This window comes from Nonomuraea monospora, from assembly GCF_039531895.1.
In the GTDB taxonomy this organism is placed as follows: domain Bacteria; phylum Actinomycetota; class Actinomycetes; order Streptosporangiales; family Streptosporangiaceae; genus Nonomuraea; species Nonomuraea monospora.
This window is the reverse complement of sequence record NZ_BAAAQX010000026.1, coordinates 169,165-184,573: the sequence shown is the minus strand read 5'-3', so window position 1 is coordinate 184,573 and position 15,409 is coordinate 169,165. Positions and strand designations below refer to the sequence as shown.

General features: G+C 69.9%; 13 protein-coding genes. 5 read left to right on the top strand and 8 right to left on the bottom strand.

The window, feature by feature from the left end; genetic code table 11:
* On the bottom strand, positions 1-1,289 hold a 1,289-nt coding region (locus ABD331_RS39410; RefSeq protein WP_344487053.1), incomplete at its 3' end, for an ABC transporter substrate-binding protein.
* Between the two features lie 250 nt (positions 1,290-1,539).
* Between ABD331_RS39410 and ABD331_RS39405 the strand changes: the two genes are divergently transcribed.
* Positions 1,540-2,574, top strand: coding sequence for a LacI family DNA-binding transcriptional regulator (locus ABD331_RS39405; RefSeq protein WP_344487051.1), 1,035 nt, complete (start codon positions 1,540-1,542; stop codon positions 2,572-2,574).
* 27 nt (positions 2,575-2,601) lie between these two features.
* On the opposite strand, the gene ABD331_RS39400 is transcribed toward ABD331_RS39405, so the two are convergent.
* From ABD331_RS39400 to ABD331_RS39390, 3 genes are all read right to left on the bottom strand, one after another.
* Complete coding sequence (locus tag ABD331_RS39400; protein WP_344487049.1) at positions 2,602-3,372, bottom strand: SDR family NAD(P)-dependent oxidoreductase; 771 nt, start codon at positions 3,370-3,372, stop codon at positions 2,602-2,604.
* A gap of 106 nt (positions 3,373-3,478) precedes the next feature.
* Positions 3,479-4,681: a cytochrome P450 gene (locus ABD331_RS39395; protein ID WP_344487047.1), complete on the bottom strand. Its 1,203-nt coding sequence runs from the start codon at positions 4,679-4,681 to the stop codon at positions 3,479-3,481.
* A gap of 85 nt (positions 4,682-4,766) precedes the next feature.
* Positions 4,767-4,979, bottom strand: coding sequence for a P-loop NTPase family protein (locus ABD331_RS39390; RefSeq protein WP_344487045.1), 213 nt, complete (start codon positions 4,977-4,979; stop codon positions 4,767-4,769).
* A 53-nt stretch (positions 4,980-5,032) separates the two neighbouring features.
* On the opposite strand from ABD331_RS39390, the gene boxB reads away from it, so the two are divergent.
* On the top strand, positions 5,033-6,517 hold the full coding sequence (gene boxB, locus ABD331_RS39385) for a benzoyl-CoA 2,3-epoxidase subunit BoxB (RefSeq protein ID WP_344487043.1): 1,485 nt from the start codon (positions 5,033-5,035) through the stop codon (positions 6,515-6,517).
* On the opposite strand, the gene ABD331_RS39380 is transcribed toward boxB, so the two are convergent.
* Entirely contained in the window at positions 6,514-7,359 is an 846-nt protein-coding gene (locus ABD331_RS39380) for a PaaX family transcriptional regulator (RefSeq protein WP_344487042.1), read from the bottom strand. The two genes, boxB and ABD331_RS39380, sit on opposite strands and share 4 nt — an antisense overlap.
* A 105-nt stretch (positions 7,360-7,464) precedes the next feature.
* On the opposite strand from ABD331_RS39380, the gene boxC reads away from it, so the two are divergent.
* The 3 genes from boxC to ABD331_RS39365 are packed head-to-tail and all read left to right on the top strand — an operon-like array spanning position 7,465 to position 10,557.
* Positions 7,465-9,111 (top strand): 2,3-epoxybenzoyl-CoA dihydrolase, encoded by a 1,647-nt coding sequence (gene boxC, locus ABD331_RS39375; RefSeq protein ID WP_344487041.1) that lies wholly within the window; start codon positions 7,465-7,467, stop codon positions 9,109-9,111.
* Positions 9,112-9,127: 16 nt separating this feature from the next.
* A complete protein-coding gene (locus tag ABD331_RS39370; protein WP_344487040.1) occupies positions 9,128-10,006 on the top strand; it encodes an amidohydrolase family protein in 879 nt (292 codons plus the stop codon).
* 5 nt (positions 10,007-10,011) lie between these two features.
* The gene (locus tag ABD331_RS39365; protein ID WP_344487039.1) at positions 10,012-10,557 is read left to right on the top strand and encodes a hypothetical protein; all 546 of its coding nucleotides are present in this window, start codon (positions 10,012-10,014) and stop codon (positions 10,555-10,557) included.
* Here ABD331_RS39365 and ABD331_RS39360 read toward each other — a convergent pair.
* The 3 genes from ABD331_RS39360 to ABD331_RS39350 are packed head-to-tail and all read right to left on the bottom strand — an operon-like array spanning position 10,532 to position 15,375.
* The gene (locus tag ABD331_RS39360) at positions 10,532-11,419 is read right to left on the bottom strand and encodes a nucleotidyltransferase-like protein (protein WP_344487037.1); all 888 of its coding nucleotides are present in this window, start codon (positions 11,417-11,419) and stop codon (positions 10,532-10,534) included. The two genes, ABD331_RS39365 and ABD331_RS39360, sit on opposite strands and share 26 nt — an antisense overlap.
* 22 nt (positions 11,420-11,441) lie before the next feature.
* Positions 11,442-13,709, bottom strand: coding sequence for a ThiF family adenylyltransferase (locus tag ABD331_RS39355; RefSeq protein ID WP_344487035.1), 2,268 nt, complete (start codon positions 13,707-13,709; stop codon positions 11,442-11,444).
* Positions 13,702-15,375 (bottom strand): P-loop NTPase family protein, encoded by a 1,674-nt coding sequence (locus tag ABD331_RS39350; RefSeq protein WP_344487033.1) that lies wholly within the window; start codon positions 15,373-15,375, stop codon positions 13,702-13,704. Before ABD331_RS39350 ends, ABD331_RS39355 begins: the two co-directional genes overlap by 8 nt.
* Positions 15,376-15,409 lie beyond the last annotated feature (34 nt).

The window sequence follows — 15,409 nt, the reverse complement described above, 5'->3', positions numbered from 1 at the left end:
CACCCCGCGAGCCCCAGCTGCTTGGCCTGCTTCTCCACGTCCTTGTCGTACTGGGCGGCCCCCTCGGCGGCCGGGGTCAGGCCGGAGCCGACGGCGACGGTGATCTGCTCCAGCGACGGGCCCTTGACCGGGGAGACGAACTCCAGCGCCGGCGCCGTGCGGCCCTCGTCCACGTACACCTGGAGGTCCTTGGCCACCTGGATGGCGTCGTCGGGCAGCTTGGCGCCCTGGATGCGGAACGGGCCCGCCGGCTGGACGACCTTGTTGGTCGCCTCGGCGCCCGCTGGGGAGGCGACGAAGGCCAGGAACTTCTTGGCGGCGTCCACGTGCTCCGACGTCTTGGCGATGTAGATGCCCGCCGGCTCCCAGATGGTCGCGCCGTTCTTGGCCGCGTCGGTGCCCGGGATGCCGAAGAAGCCCACGTCGGTGGCGGCCTGCGGCAGGCTCGCCACCAGCGGCGGAAGCTGCGCGCTGAGCATCGGGTAGTGCGCGCCCTTGCCCTCGACCAGCAGCTTCAGGCCCTGGTCGGCGGTGGCCGAGCCGAAGCCCTCCTGCATGTAGTTCTTGGCGTGCACCTCGGCCAGGTGGTCGAAGCCCGCCTGGGCGGCCGGGGTGCCGGCGAACTTGGCCTGGTTGGCCGTGTAGTTCTTGGCGAAGTCCGGCACGGCGGCCTGCACGTTGTAGTAGTCGCCGAGGACGAACAGCTGCGAGGTCCAGGTGTCCTTGAACGTGCCGATCACCGGGGCGACGCCGGCCGCCTTGATCTTGTCGTTGTTGGCCATGAAGTCGGCCCAGGTCTTCGGGACCTCCAGCTTGAGCCGCTCGTACACCTTGCGGTTGTAGAGGATGCCGCCGCCCATGGCGGTGCCGCCCGGCACGCCGTACGCCTTGCCGTCCTGGCTCACCACGGGCAGGAAGTCCTTCTGTACGTTGGCCAGCACCGGGTCGCCGGTCAGGTCCACCATGGTCTGGGCCGGGTTGAGGGCCTGCAGCAGCGAGCCGGAGTTGTACCAAAACAGGTCCGACATGTCGCCCGTGGACAGCCGGGTCTTGACGATGTTGTCGCCCTCGCTGCCGCCCGGCCGCGTCTCCGTCTCGATCTTGATGGTCGGGTTCGCCTTCATGAAGGCGTCGGACAGCGCCTTGACGGTGTCCACCGTGGCCTGGCTGTTGTCGACCAGGAACTGCAGGGTGACGGTGCCGGCGTCGCCGCCGGACTCGGTGCCGGAGCCCGAACCGCACGAGCTCAGGGCCGCTGTCGCGAGAACGGCCAGGACCGCTCCCGTCATTCGGTGCGAGGTGTTCACGACGCCCCTCCGGGTTCGTTGAAACGTTTTAAGCGTCCCCCGATGCGAGTTAACGTAGGCGTTACCTAGCGGAGCGTCAAGAGGTCGATTGGGGAACGGTTTTCAATCGTGACCAATGTCAACAGGCGGCTTGCTCCGGTTCGGATGGCAGGTCTGGATAACGTTACCCATCGCGTACGATGCCGCTGGCTCGTACAATCGGGCGACGTCGGGGTCCGAGGAAAGGCGGCACATGGCGACATCAGGCCGGCAGGCGAGAGTGACCATCACCGACGTGGCCCGCCATGCCCAGGTGTCCACCACGGCGGTGTCCAAAGTGCTGCGCAACGCCTACGGCGTCAGCGACGCCATGCGCGAGAAGGTCCGCGCCGCCATCGACGAGCTCGGCTACCGCCCGCACAACGCGGCCCGCGCCATGCGCGGGCGCACCTTCACCATCGGCGTGCAACTACCGCACATCCGCAACCCGTTCTTCTCCGACATCGTCGACGGCCTCACGGACGAGATCTCCGGCAGCGGCTACCAGGCGATCATGGTGCAGAGCGGCGACCTCGACGCCGCCGCCGAACGCCGCGCCATCGACGCCCTCATGGACCGCCAGGTCGACGGCATCCTCTCCGTCGCCCCCGTCTGCTCCCGCGTCCAGCTCGAAGAGGTCGCCAGGAACACGCCCCTCGTCGTGCTCGGCCGCCACGACCGGTCCGCGCTCTACGACTGCGTCCTCGACGACGACGAACTCGGCGCCCAGCTCATGGTCGAACACCTCATCGCCCTCGGGCACCGCCGCATCGCGCACATCACCCAGCGCGACACCGCGACCCGCCGCTCCGCCGTCCTCCTCCAAGCCATCAGAGCCAGGACGTACGAGCAGGTCATGACCGAACACGGGCTGGCCGAACACCTCGCCATCGCGGCCACCTCCTACACCGAGGAAGGCGGCTACGACGGGGCCCGCGAACTCCTCGCCCGCTCCCCGCGGCCCACCGCCATCTTCGCCGGCGCCGACCAGGCCGCCTTCGGCGTGCTCGCGGCCATCCACGAAGCGGGGCTCACGGTGCCCGGCGACATCTCCGTCGCGGGGTACGACAACGCCCGCATGAGCCGCCTCGCCCACATCTCCCTGACCACCGTCGACCAGGACGGCGCCATCATGGGCACCACGGCGGGGCGGCTGCTGCTCGAACGCATCGGGGGGCGGTCGGCGGCCGTCCGCTTCTCCGTCACCCCCACCCTGGTCGCCCGCCGCTCCACCGCCCCACCCGCCTGACCTGCCGGGCGGGGCGGCGCGCGGGGGTCAGTCGTGCAGGGAGCCGCCGCCGTCGATCGACCAGGTCTGTCCGTTGACCCAGGCGGCGTCGTCCGACAGCAGGAAGGCGGCCGCCGCGGCCAGGTCGGACGGCTTGCCGAGGCGCGGCGTGCGGATGGCCCCCAGCACGGCGGCCTTGAACTCCTCGCTCATCGTCGCCAGCCCCGTCTCCGACAGCACCAGCCCCGGCGACACCCCGTTGCAGCGGATCCCCTCCTTGCCCCACCGCGAGGCGACGTGCCGGGTGAGCGCGTTCACCCCGGCCTTGGCGGCGGCGTAGGCGGGCCGGAGCGGCTCGCCGACGAAGGCGGCGCTGGAGGAGGTGTTGACGATCGCCCCGCCCCCGCTCTCCAGCAGGTACGGGATGACGGTGCGGCAGGTGTGGGCGTAGCCGATGAGGTCGACCTCCAGGGTCCGCCGCCAGACGGACACGTCCATCCGCGACAGGTCGGCGTCGCGCCCGATGGTGTCCGGCGACAGGTCGGCGCCCACGTTGAACAGCCCGTCCACGCCGCCGAACTCTTGCGCCGCCCGTTCGAACAGTGCTCTCACCGACTCCTCGTCGGCCAGGTCGAAGGCGGCGGCGACGGCGGTCCCGCCGGCCGCGGCGATGCGTCCGGCGGTGGCCTCGGCGCCGGCGAGGTTGAGGTCGCCGACCAGGACGCGGCAGCCCTCCTCGGCCAGCCGTTCGGCGGTGGCGGCGCCGATGCCGGTGGCTCCGCCCGCCACGACGATCCTCTTGCCGTTCAGTCCTCGCATCACAGGCTCCGTTCTCGCTCGCAGGGGGTGGAGGTGTAGGTCGGTCAGGGGGTGGGGGTGCAGGCCGTTCAGGGGGTGGGGGTGCGGACCGAGACGCGCGTTCCGATCACCACTGGACGGGGACCCGCTCCAGTCCGCCGACGATCAGCCCTTCGCGGCGCTTCAGCTCGCCGGCCGGGACGGCCAGCGCCAGCGTGGGCAGCTTGTCCAGCAGGACCTTGAGCACGGTCTGCAGCTCGGTGCGGGCCAGCGACTGCCCCAGACAGGAGTGGGGGCCGACGCCGAAGGCCACGTGCGGGTTGGGCGAGCGGTCCAGCCGCATCTCGCCGGCCTGCTCGAACTGCCGCTCGTCCCGGTTGGCGGAGGCCATGCTGCAGATGACGGTGGTGCCGCCCGGCAGTTTCTCGCCGCCGACCTCGGTCTCCTCGCTGAGGTAGCGCGGCATGCCGAAGCCGGGGTTGGCGTCGAAGCGCAGCGCCTCCTCCACCGCCGGGCGGATCAGCGCGCGGTCGGCCAGCAGCGCCTCCCACCGCGTACGGTCGGCCAGCAGCATCGACACCATCTTGCCGATCATGTTCGCGGTGGTCTCGTGCCCGGCCACCAGCAGCCCCTTGGCGGTGCCCAGCATGAGCTGCTCGGTCAGCCGCCCGTCGAGGCCCTCCACCATCGCGAGCAGCTCGCTGATCAGGTCGTCGCCCGGCTCGGCCTTCTTGCCCTCGACGAGCGCGACGAGGTAGCCGTCGAACTCGGCCTGGGCGGTGTCGATCTCCTCCTGGGTGAACCTGGTCATGCTGAGCATGGTGTCCGACCAGTACGCGAACTTCTCCCGGTCGGAGTCGGGCACCCCGAGCAGGTCGCAGATCGCCCACACCGGCAGCGGGAAGCCCACCTGGCTGACCAGGTCGGCGGGCGCGCCCCCGGCGACCATCCGCTCGACGAGCCGCACCGTCATGGCCTCGATCCTGGGCTGCATCGCCAGGACGCGCTTGGCGGTGAACGCCTTGCCGACGAGCTGCCGCCAGGCGCGGTACTCGTCGCCGCTCATGCTGCTGCCGCCGCTGCCGAACACGCCGCCCGACTCGTTGGCGGTCACCCTGGCGGCGTCCGGCGCGTCGAGCTGCCGGGTGAAGCGCGGGTCGGACAGCACCTGCTTGACGTCGTCGTAGCGGGTGAGCAGCAGCGCCTGGTCGCCGCTCGCCAGCCTGACGGGCGCGATCGGGCAGCCGCCGCGCAGCTCGGCCCACTCCTGTGGCGGCTCGAGCGCGGTGGGGTTGGCGAACGGGTAGTGCGGAGCCTGCTCGACGGTCACGTGCCCTCCAGAGACGTAGACGGTGCCGATCTAAGTCAATCAGCTTAACGGCGGTGCCGCCTCATCTCCCGAAAGGGAATTCCGATCAGCCGGCGCCGAGCAGGGCGTCCGCGCGGGCCCGGTCGGCCGTCGGGCTCCGGTGCACGATCCGGCCCTTGCGCATGACCGCCACCTCGTCCGCCAGGCGGAAGGCCAGGTGCAGGTCCTGCTCCACCAGCACGGCCGCGACGCCCGCGCGGGCCACGGTGAGCGGCGCGAACGCGCCCCGGCGCCGCGAAGAGCCGGGCCAAGCCGACACAATCCACTACATCGCTCTTTCGTCCCGCAAGAATCCTGTGGCATGTTGAGGAGGTGGACACGACTCCTGATCCCCGTACGGGTGCGGCGCCCGCCCCCACCGGCCCGCTGAGCCGCGTGGACTACGGCGAGCGCATCCCCAACAACGTCGACCTGGCGAGCGACCGCCGCCTCCAGCGCGCGCTGGAGAGCTGGCAGCCGAAGTTCCTGGACTGGTGGAAGACGCTCGGCCCGGCCCTGCCCACCAAGGACGTCTACCTGCGCACCGCGGTCGCCGTCGGCCGCGACGGGTGGGCGCACTTCGAGCACGTCCCGATGGAGGAGTACCGCTGGGGCGTCTTCCTGGCCGAGCGCGACCCCGACCGCAAGGTGGGCTTCGGCAAGCACAAGGGGGAGCCCGCCTGGCAGGAGGTGCCGGGCGAGCACCGCGCCGACCTGATGCGGCTGATCGTCATCCAGGGCGACACCGAGCCCGCCAGCGTGGAGCAGCAGCGCGTCCTCGGCAACACCGCGCCCAGCATCTACGACCTGCGCAACCTCTTCCAGGTGAACGTGGAGGAGGGCCGCCACCTGTGGGCCATGGTCTACCTGCTGCACGCCTACTTCGGCAGGCAGGGCCGCGAGGAGGCCGAGCAACTGCTGAAGCGCAACTCGGGCGATCTGGACGCGCCGCGCATCCTCGGCGCGTTCAACGAGCAGACCACCGACTGGCTGCAGTTCTTCATGTTCACCTACTTCACCGACCGCGACGGCAAGTACCAGCTCGGCACGCTGAAGGAGTCGGCCTTCGACCCGCTCGCCCGCACCTGCCAGTTCATGCTGAAGGAGGAGGCCCACCACATGTTCGTGGGCACCACCGGCGTGCAGCGCACCCTGGAGCGCACGGCCGAGCTGATGGCGCGGCACGGCACCGCCGACATCCTCCCGTACGGCGGGATCCCCCTGGACGTGATCCAGAAGTACCTGAACTTCCAGTTCTCCGTCTCTCTCGACCTGTTCGGCTCCGAGCAGTCCACCAACGCGGGCAACTACTACACCTCCGGGCTGAAGGGCCGCTGGATGGAGGCCCGCCGCAAGGACGACCACGTCCTGCTGGAGGACACCCGCGAGCTGCGTCACGTCCGGGACGGGCGGATCAGGAGCAGGACCGTGCCGATGCTCAGCGCGCTCAACCTCGACCTGCGCGACGAGTACGTGGCCGACTGCTCCCACGGCGTGCGCCGCTGGAACCAGGCCCTGGCGGACGCCGGCCTGGAGGAGCGGCTGTACCTGCCGCACGAGGGCTTCAACCGCAAGGTCGGCGTGTACGCGGGCCACCACGTCACCCCGCACGGCGAGGTCGTGGACGAGGCCGCCTGGCAGGCCCGCGCCCGCGACTGGCTGCCCACCGGCGAGGACCGCGAGCAGGTGGCCTCGCTCATGGTCCCCGAGTACGAGTACGGCGAGTTCGCCGGCTGGATCGCCCCGCCGAAGACCGGCATCAACGACCAGCCGGTCGAGTTCGACTACGTGCACCTCGCGGAAGAGGGGCTGCTCTAGTGCCGCGTGGCCGCGCTCTCCGCCATCCGCTCCCACTCGGCCTGGGCCCGCCGGTGCCACCGGTTGTGCAGGTCGTGGAAGACGGCCGCCGCCCGGGGGCCTGGCCAGTCGTGGTCGAGCAGCTCGGCGGGCAGGTCGGGGTCGAGGAACGGGAAGCGCCGCCACTCCTGGATGAGCAGCACCTGGCTGACGAACGCCTCCCGGTCGGCGCGGACGGGGAGGCCTTCGAAGCGTTCGATGAACGCCACGTAGCGCTTCTCGACGTCGTCGAGGTCCCATGCCGCCGTGATGATCTTCGTGGTGTCGCCGATGCCCGCCGACGGCCCCGTCCAGGCGTAAGCCCTGTCGTCGAGGTCGAGCTCGCGGACGACCTCGCGGACCGCGGCCTCCTTGGACGCGTCCGGCACCACCCACAGACCGGGCGCGGGCGAGCCGAGCCCCAGCCAGGTGAGCTTGGTGCGCAGCCGGTGCCGGAGCTGCCGCTGGCTCTCCGGCACGCCCGCGGTGAGCACGAGCCAGCGCCCGTCCCACGCGTGCGGCCCGCGCATGAACGTGTAGATGCGCTCGGCGCCCTCGCGCAGCAGCCGGTCGCCCGCGCCGGTCAGCTTCCACCGCACCTTGCGGCCGTGCCGCTCCGACTGCAGCAGCCCCTCGGCCGCGGTGCGCGACAGCGCCTGCCGGGCGGACTTCTCCTCCACGCCGAGCGCCGACAGGGCCTCGATCAGGCTGCCCGTCCACGTCTCGCCGCGGCGGGGCATGACGAACTCGCCGAGAACGGTCAGCAGCAGCGACCGGGCGCTGGCGGACGTCCTGTCCTGCGGACGCGGTTCGCTCGGGGTCACCGCTCCCTCCCTTCCTCATGCGGCATCGCCGTGACGCGCATTCTCTCAAATGCTACAAAGACCTGACGCTACACATAAATCAAGTCGAACCTTCGGGAGCGCGCCTTGACCGTCACCTTCGTCACCTCGCCGGACCGCTACCGCCACTGGAGCCTCCAGGTGGACGGCCCGGTCGCCACCGTCACCCTGCGCGTGGACGAGCAGGGCGGCCTGGTGCCCGGCTACGAGCTCAAGCTGAACTCCTACGACCTCGGCGTGGACATCGAGCTGTACGACCTCGTCCAGCGGCTGCGCTTCGAGCACCCGGAGGTCAAGGCGGTGGTGCTGACCGGCGGCCTCGACCGCATGTTCTGCGCGGGAGCCAACATCCGGATGCTCGCCCGGTCCTCGCACGCCTGGAAGGTGAACTTCTGCAAGTTCACCAACGAGACCCGCAACGGCATCGAGGACGCCACGGAGCACTCGGGGCAGACCTGGATCGCCGCGCTCAACGGCACCGCCGCCGGCGGCGGCTACGAGCTGGCGCTGGCCTGCGACCAGATCGTCCTGGTGGACGACGGCTCCTCGGCCGTCTCGCTGCCCGAGGTGCCGCTGCTCGGCGTGCTGCCCGGCACCGGCGGCCTGACCCGCCTCGTGGACAAGCGGCACGTGCGCAAGGACCGCGCCGACCTGTTCGCCACCAGGGCGGAGGGCTTGCGGGGCAGCACCGCCGCCGCCTGGGGGCTGGTGGACGCCGCCGTGCCGCGCCACTCGTTCGCCCGCGAGGTGGCCCGCCGCGCCGAGGAGGCGGCGGCGACCTCGCCCCGCCCCTCCGGCGCGCGGGGCGTGCGCCTGACGCCGCTGGCCCGCAAGGACGAGGGCGACACCATCACCTACCCGTACGTGTCCGCCCGGCTCGACCGCTCCGGCCGCAAGGTCGAGATCACCGTGGCAGGCCCGCACGACGCCCCGCCCGCCGACCCGGCCGCCCAGGGCGCGGACTACTGGCCCCTGGCGATGACCCGGGCCCTGGACGACCTCATCCTGCACCTGCGGACCAACGAGCCCGGCCTCGGCATCTGGCTGCTGCGCACCGCCGGCGACGCAGGGCGGGTGCTGGCCTACGACGCCCAGCTCCACGCGGCGGACGACTGGTTCGCGGCCGAGGTGCGCCACTACTACAAGCGCACGCTCAAACGGCTCGACGTCACCAGCCGCAGCCTCATCGCCGTCATCGAGCCGGGCACCGCCTTCGCCGGGCTGCTGGCCGAGCTGGCGCTGGCCGCCGACCGCCAGTACATGCTGGAAGGCGTCTACGAGGACCGCGACGACGACGCCACCCCCGCCGCCGTCGTCCTCACGGCCGCCAACGACGGCGACCACCCGATGGGCAACGGCCTGTCCCGCCTCCGGTCCCGCTTCTGGGGCCACGACGCCGAGCTGGCCGCTGTCCTGGCCAGGCTCGGCGAGCCGCTCGACGCCGCCGCCGCCTCGGAGCTGGGCCTGGTCACCATGGCCCTGGACGACCTCGACTTCGAGGAGGAGCTGCGCATCGCCGTCGAGGAACGCGCCTCCCTGTCACCCGACGCGCTGACCGGCATGGAGGCCAACCACCGCTTCGCCGGCCCGGAGACCCTGGAGACCAAGATCTTCGGCCGGCTCACCGCCTGGCAGAACTGGATCTTCAACCGGCCGAACGCCTCCGGCCCCGACGGCGCGCTGCGCCGCTACGGCACCGGCCGCAAGGGCGACTACGACCCGGAGCGCGTGTGATCCCATGATCGACGGAATGGCGCTCATAGACGCGCACGTCCACGTCCCCCTGCTCGGCACCCTCAAGCCAGCCTGGCTGCGCTGGGCCCGCGACTTCGGCCCCGCCGGCCTGCTCCAGGACGTCTGGGACGCCGGCGGCCGGCCGCGCCCGGCCCGCCTGGACGAGCTGTTCGCCGCCCAGGGCGTGGACGTCGCCCTCCTGTTCTGCGAGTACAGCCCCAAGGCCACCGGCGTCCAGGCCTTCGACGACCTCCTGCCGATCGTCGAGCACAACCCGTCCCGCTTCCGCCCCGTCGCCAACGTCAACCCGCACCTGCACTTCCCCCTCGCCGACGAGGTGCGCCGCCAGCTCGGCCTCGGCGCCGCCGCACTCAAGCTGCACCCCGTGCACGGCGGCTTCCGCTGCGACGACGCCGCCCTCTACCGCGCCTACCACCTGCTCGAGGAGCGCGGCGTGCCCCTCGTCGTGCACTGCGGCACCAGCTCCTTCCCCGGCTCCGCCAACGAGAACGCCGACCCGCGCCACCTCATCCCCGTGGTGCGCGACTTCCCCGGCCTGAACGTCGTGCTCGCGCACGGCGGGCGCGGCTGGTGGTACGACGCCGCCGCCTTCCTCGCGCTGTCGCACGAGAGCGTGTGGCTGGAGCTGTCCGGGCTGCCGCCCAAACGGCTGCCCGAGTACTACGCGCGGTTCGACCTCGTGCGGCTCGCCCGCCGGTGGATCTTCGGCACGGACTGGCCGGGCGTGCCGGGCGTCGCCGCCAACGCTCGCGCGGTGGCGGGGCTGGTGCCGGACGAGGTGGCGGCGGCGGTCCTGGCGGGCAACGCCAGGAAGGTGTACGCGGGCCTGCCTCCGGCTTTTCCTGACGAGCGGCGTCCTCCGTTGCCAGGATGACGTCTGTGATGCAGAACCTCGGGTGGACGTGGGCGCAGACGGTGGTGTTGCTCGCCGCGATCATCGCCCTCGGCGGTGCCGTGCTCACCGCGACCGTCACGTACGCACTGAACCAGCGGACCGCGCGACGGGAGCGGCAGGCGAGGTCCTTCGCCGAAGCGCTGGCGGCCATCGAAGAGTATGCCGAGATGCCCTACCGGATCCGCCGGCGAACCAGGTCGGAGGAGGGCAGGTATGAGCTCTCGGAGAAGATCAGCGACGTGCAGGCGCGGATGGCCTTCCACCAGGCGTGGTTGTCCATAGAGTCCGTCGATCTCGGCAACGCCTACAAGGAACTGGTCGCCATGGCAAAGAAGCAGGCCGGCGGTCAGATGAAGGAGGCGTGGAAGGAGCCGATCCTGACCCGTGACGCGCAGATGATTCTCAAGCAGGCGTACTCCCGGGACAAGATCGACGATGCGCGAGAGAGTTGTGTCGTTCTCATGCGGATGAATCTCGGGCGCGTCACCCGCCGGTCGGTCAGGATCAATCGCGGGGGAGTTGAGCCATGAGCTCATCGAGGAGCAGCGCCGCGTCCTCCTGCCGCCATGGTTTGTCCTTCACAGCGCCGAACAACTTCCCCATGCCGTGGGGGTACCAGAAGGACCCGAAGTGGTCGCGCTGTCCGTCGAGCCAGGTCAGCGCACATTTGTACGAGGTGACGTGATCCTTCTTGTACACGTCGGTAGGCACATTCCAGAGCAATGACTCGACGTAGTACGAGGGGGCCGTGGTCTTCTCCATGCGCGAGGCGTCGTCCTTCACGGCGGCGTTCCTCGCGTTCTTCGCGATGCGGACGACCTTCTTGAATCTCCCGCCGCTCTCCCTGTCCTTCCGCCGGGACGCGGCCATGTGGCGTTTCGGATAGTTCTCGATCTCCGTGGCATTGTGATAGAAGCGGACGCCTTCCTTGAACTCCTGTTTCTGGCAACTGACGAACCCTTGGTAATATCGGAAGTTCACGGACACCAGGACATCGGCGGTCAGCCTGAACAGACCCCTGCCCACATCAGTGCATTTCGGCCCTTCGCTGGTGGAGAAATAATGCTTCTGCAGAATGTCTCCCACCACCTCGCGGAAATCCGCCCACGTCACATCGTCTCGCGTGTAGCAGTTCTCGTACGCGGCTAACTCGTTCTCGTCGAGTTCACTGGTGTCGCTGTAGAAGGCCGACCGCAACGCGACGACGACGTCGACGTCGCTGTCGTGCTCGAGGTTCGTGCCGTTCCCGTACGAACCCTGCGGATAGATGTCGCAGTCGTAGTCGCGCAGCCCCTTCGTCAGAGTCCACTGGATCGACGTGAAGGTGTGCCAGGCCTGCAGCGGGTCACCCCGATGTGACCAGGCGTGCAGCTGCTCGTCCGTCACCTGCATGGACGTCTCCTTTCGTGCTGTCCTACATCGCTCGCGGCGCAGCAGGACCGCGGAACCATGTGGCGGTGTACACATGGGCGTCCACCTCCGGCTCGCCCGAACCGTCCAGCCAGCGGTGCCAGCGACCTGGTCGGCCGCCGAGGACGAGGAGGAGCGCCATGGGGACGGTCTGGTTGGTGGGGACGAACAATTTGCGCATCTCATCGTGATCGTCGTGGCTGGGACGGGGATCGGCGCCCGGGTGCGTGTGCCACATGCCGACGAACTCGACCTGCCCGCGAGTTCTCTCTCGATGTGCCGAAATCCGCAGGTCCACGTCCTGCACGCCGTGCAGGAAATGGTGGTCGCCATGTTTGCTGTCCGGCGGTGGGATCTCCGCATGGGTCACCCAGATGACCTTGCACGCGGTGTCGATGCGGCCCATGAGCACGCCGCCGGTCTCACACGCCGGACCGCCCATGGCATGAACCCGCTGCGACTCCGCCCGCATCCTCTCCATCGCCCGGGTGTGGATGCGCACATCGAAGCCGCAGTTCTTGTCCTGCTTGACGATGTCGTCCGGCCATTCGAGGCACTGCTGGGCGGCGAGCCCGGCGCCGGACCCGTAGAGCCGGACGACGAAGGCGCTTCGCAGTACTGAGGGGCGTAGCGGCGAATGGGTGTGAAGTCTGTTGAGCGCCCAGGCGAAGATCTGGCCGGTCAGCGCCGCCACCTCCACGTCCGAGCCGGTGAAGGTCGAGGAACAGCCGGCATCGGGACGGAAGACCGGGCGTTCCTCCGGGCGAGGGAAGAAGGTCTCCGCGATGTCCCGCAGCTCTGGCACCGCGAAGGCATCGATCGCGAGGTTGTACATGATGTCGGTGTCGCCGCCATGAGCCCCGGGAAGGGCGAGGGTTCCGACGCCGCGCTCGCAGTCGTGCGACACCCCGAGGGTGAGTGTCGCCGGCCAATCGGCGCCACGGTCCCGGCTGAGGTACTCGAGGCGCTTGGACACGGCGGTGGAGGCTGTTGCGTTGACGATCAGATGGAAGTCCCGGCAGGCGTGTTCGTCACGCAGGAGCGTAGCCAGCACATCGCCGAACCGGTGCTCGATCGCGCAGGTGCGCCCGGGAAGCAGCGTGCGAGTGAGCCGGTTCGCCAGCACAGCGGCCTTGGTCTCGCCCAGATCCGTGTTCTCGTACGTTTGGCGTATCAGGATGCCGGGCGTGACCACGCCCGAGTCCGCCAGCGTCAGCCTCGCCACGCCGGCGCGTGCGCAGTGCTCAGCCATGCGGGTGCCCACGGCGCCGCAGCCCAGGATGAGCACGCGCTTGTTCAGCAGCCACTCGGCCGGCCTGCCGGTGTCACGGCGGACAGAGGCTTGCGGCCGGACGTCGTGAACGGCTGCGGGCATGGAGCGCGCCCGCAACAAGGAGGCTTCTCCACGCCACCGGCTCTGCCATGCCAGCAGCTGCAACCTGGCGCCGGGAGCGGTCAGGACCGGCGCCTCGGCCAGCACGAAGACCGAGCCGGATGTCCGCGGCTCCTTGGCCAGGCGAACGTTCAGCCGGGTGATCCTGACGAGATCCAAGCGAAACGTGGCCAGGTCTGCCGCATCGCCGGACATGGCGCGGGCCAGATCGCCGAGCGTGTCGGCCCGTTGCGGGAAGGGCCGACGCAGCACGCGGACCAGTCCCAGCGATACCGCTCCTCGTTCGCGTTCCTCACACGCGGCGAGGCGGGCGGTGAGGTCGTCGTCCGGCAAGAAGCCGCTGAGCCACTCCACGACGTCCACACGCTCGGGACCGCGCCACACCATGATCGCCATACCGCGCTGGAAGTCACCGGGCAGGTCCGGACTGACGACGACGTCGGCACCCGCCGGCACACCGGGACGGGGCACCACTGCGTCGAGCGTTCGCTCTGACGCACGTGCCTGCCGGAGCCGCATGACAAGACGCTCCATGAAGCCGTGCATCCCGTCGCTCGGATCCCAGTCGGCCTCCGACTCGTACAGGCAGACCTCGACGTCCCGCGTGCCGAAGTGCTGACTGGACAGCACCGCTCTGGGCATGGCGAACGGGAACTCTGAGGGGACGAGGAGGGTGATGTCCAGGCGCACGTCGTCAGGTACATGGGGAGGTTCGGCGTAGTCGATGCTGATCTCGATCGCCAGCAGGCCGTCCGGTGAGACGACGCTCCCGACCGTGCCCATCTCGAGCGCAGGCCGGCCGGAGGCCGGGGGAAGCGTGGCGATGATGCTCTCGAGTTCCTTGCGCGACTGCTCATGGCCCGGCGAAAGGTCACCCATGGCACCGGCTCCGCAACGCGAAGCGCATCGGATCCTGCGGGCCGCGATGAGATCCGCGGGATGTGGCGATCGCGTCGTCGATCTGCGTCAGGCCGTCGGGAGGGCGCGCGGCCGTCGGCTCGACAACAGGACCGGACTCCACCGGCTCGCTCTGCTGGGAGCCGAGTCTGAGGGAACCCAGGCGCGTGCTCAGCTCCGCCGTCGCCTCGGGCGAGAGGACCGCGTCAGGAAGTCGAAGGATGTCAGGCGAATCCGTTGTCGCGTCGGGGGCAGTCTTCCCCCGGACCTGCTCGACGTCTGCGGGAAGGCTCTGGACGGCGTGAGCGACGGCTGTCTCCTCGGCCGACGTCCGTAAGGCCCACGAGTGCACAGGGGCGGCGGCCGTGATCGAAGAGGAGAGCGTCAGAAGGTCGTCCAGGGCGCGTAGCCTGGTGAGCTGCAGGACGTTCAGAAGGCCCGCCATCTGGCTCTGCTGGGCGCTGGACGGTGCGGGGATGAAGTCGGCGACCAGCTCGTTCTCCCGCCACCGATCGCCCATCCGCGTCAGAAGACCATGATCGGTCAACCTGTCCAGGGCCGATAGGGCCGCATCGCGGCCGACATCAGCTGACACGCAGACCGCTTCCAGGTCCATGCCTGCTGCGCCGAGTAGGTGGACGGCCTGGAGCAGGCGCGTGTCCTGCTCGTGCAACAGCTTCAGCGCCGCCGACCACGGGGGCGGCTCCTTCGCGAACACGGCCGCCGGCGATGGAACGGCAGGTCGCGACAGAAGGTACGCAAGACGATCCTCGCGGTCCGGGCGACCCGCGAGCAGGCCGCAGACGATCCTCATGATCGCGGGAACACCCTGGCACAGCGTCCTCACGGCCTCGACGACGTGCTGAGGCGTACTCTGATCGCCAAGCCAGGCGCGGACGAGTCGTGAGGGCTCGACCGGGTTCAGCGGCAGGACGAACGCCTCGTCATCGGTGAGGCCGGCGCAGGGGCCGGTCACGATGACCGACCCTGCGCGCGGCGGCAGGAGCGGGCGCATGCGGGACGCGTCGGCGGCGTCCTCCAGCAGAAGAATCGGATCTTCCTCCTGGAGCTTCTGGTGGTAGAGATTCCTCCGCTCGATGGCATCCGCTGGGATTTCCGTGGCCGGCACGTCCAGAGCGCTGAGCAACCGGACCAGCGCGTCGTCCGCCGTCTGCGCCGGGCGCAGGCTCACTTCCAGAACGGGGCGGTTGTCCCGCTGACTGAGCATCCCCGCCACGGTGCGGGCGAAGATCGTCTTGCCCGCCCCGGCGTCGCCCCGTACGCACAGCGCCGAGACCCCGCCGGGGTTCCGCCCGAGCCGATCCATGGTCGCCGCCAACTCCTCCTCGCGGCCGATCAGGCGAGGGACCGCAGGCATGGTTCTGCGGGCCCGCAGCGAGCCGGACGGGTAGGCGAGACCTGCCCGCAGGACGTGCCCGATGAACTCGCATTCCTGGGCGATACTGCGGAACAGAGGCGTGGTCAGGCACTCGAGAGCCCTCACCAGTCCGGCGCGGGTGCCATCCCATCCGGCTGCCTCAAGGGTTTCCTCGGCCTCGGGATCCCATACGAGCAGGTCACGCACCACGCTGCAGGAATCAGGCTCCCCGTGCGACACCGGAAGCTTCGGCTTGAACGGATACTCCATGTTCAACATGCACCTCCGCGCCGGTCCGTATTCA

What these genes read in the sequence shown, in the direction of transcription:
- ABD331_RS39400 (WP_344487049.1), bottom strand. Translation starts at nt 3,372, where the DNA reads ATGCGAGGACTGAACGGCAAGAGGATCGTCGTGGCGGGCGGAGCCACC.
- ABD331_RS39405 (WP_344487051.1), top strand. Translation starts at nt 1,540, where the DNA reads ATGGCGACATCAGGCCGGCAGGCGAGAGTGACCATCACCGACGTGGCC.
- ABD331_RS39355 (WP_344487035.1), bottom strand. Translation starts at nt 13,709, where the DNA reads ATGGGTGACCTTTCGCCGGGCCATGAGCAGTCGCGCAAGGAACTCGAG.
- ABD331_RS39360 (WP_344487037.1), bottom strand. Translation starts at nt 11,419, where the DNA reads ATGCAGGTGACGGACGAGCAGCTGCACGCCTGGTCACATCGGGGTGAC.
- ABD331_RS39350 (WP_344487033.1), bottom strand. Translation starts at nt 15,375, where the DNA reads ATGGAGTATCCGTTCAAGCCGAAGCTTCCGGTGTCGCACGGGGAGCCT.
- ABD331_RS39370 (WP_344487040.1), top strand. Translation starts at nt 9,128, where the DNA reads ATGGCGCTCATAGACGCGCACGTCCACGTCCCCCTGCTCGGCACCCTC.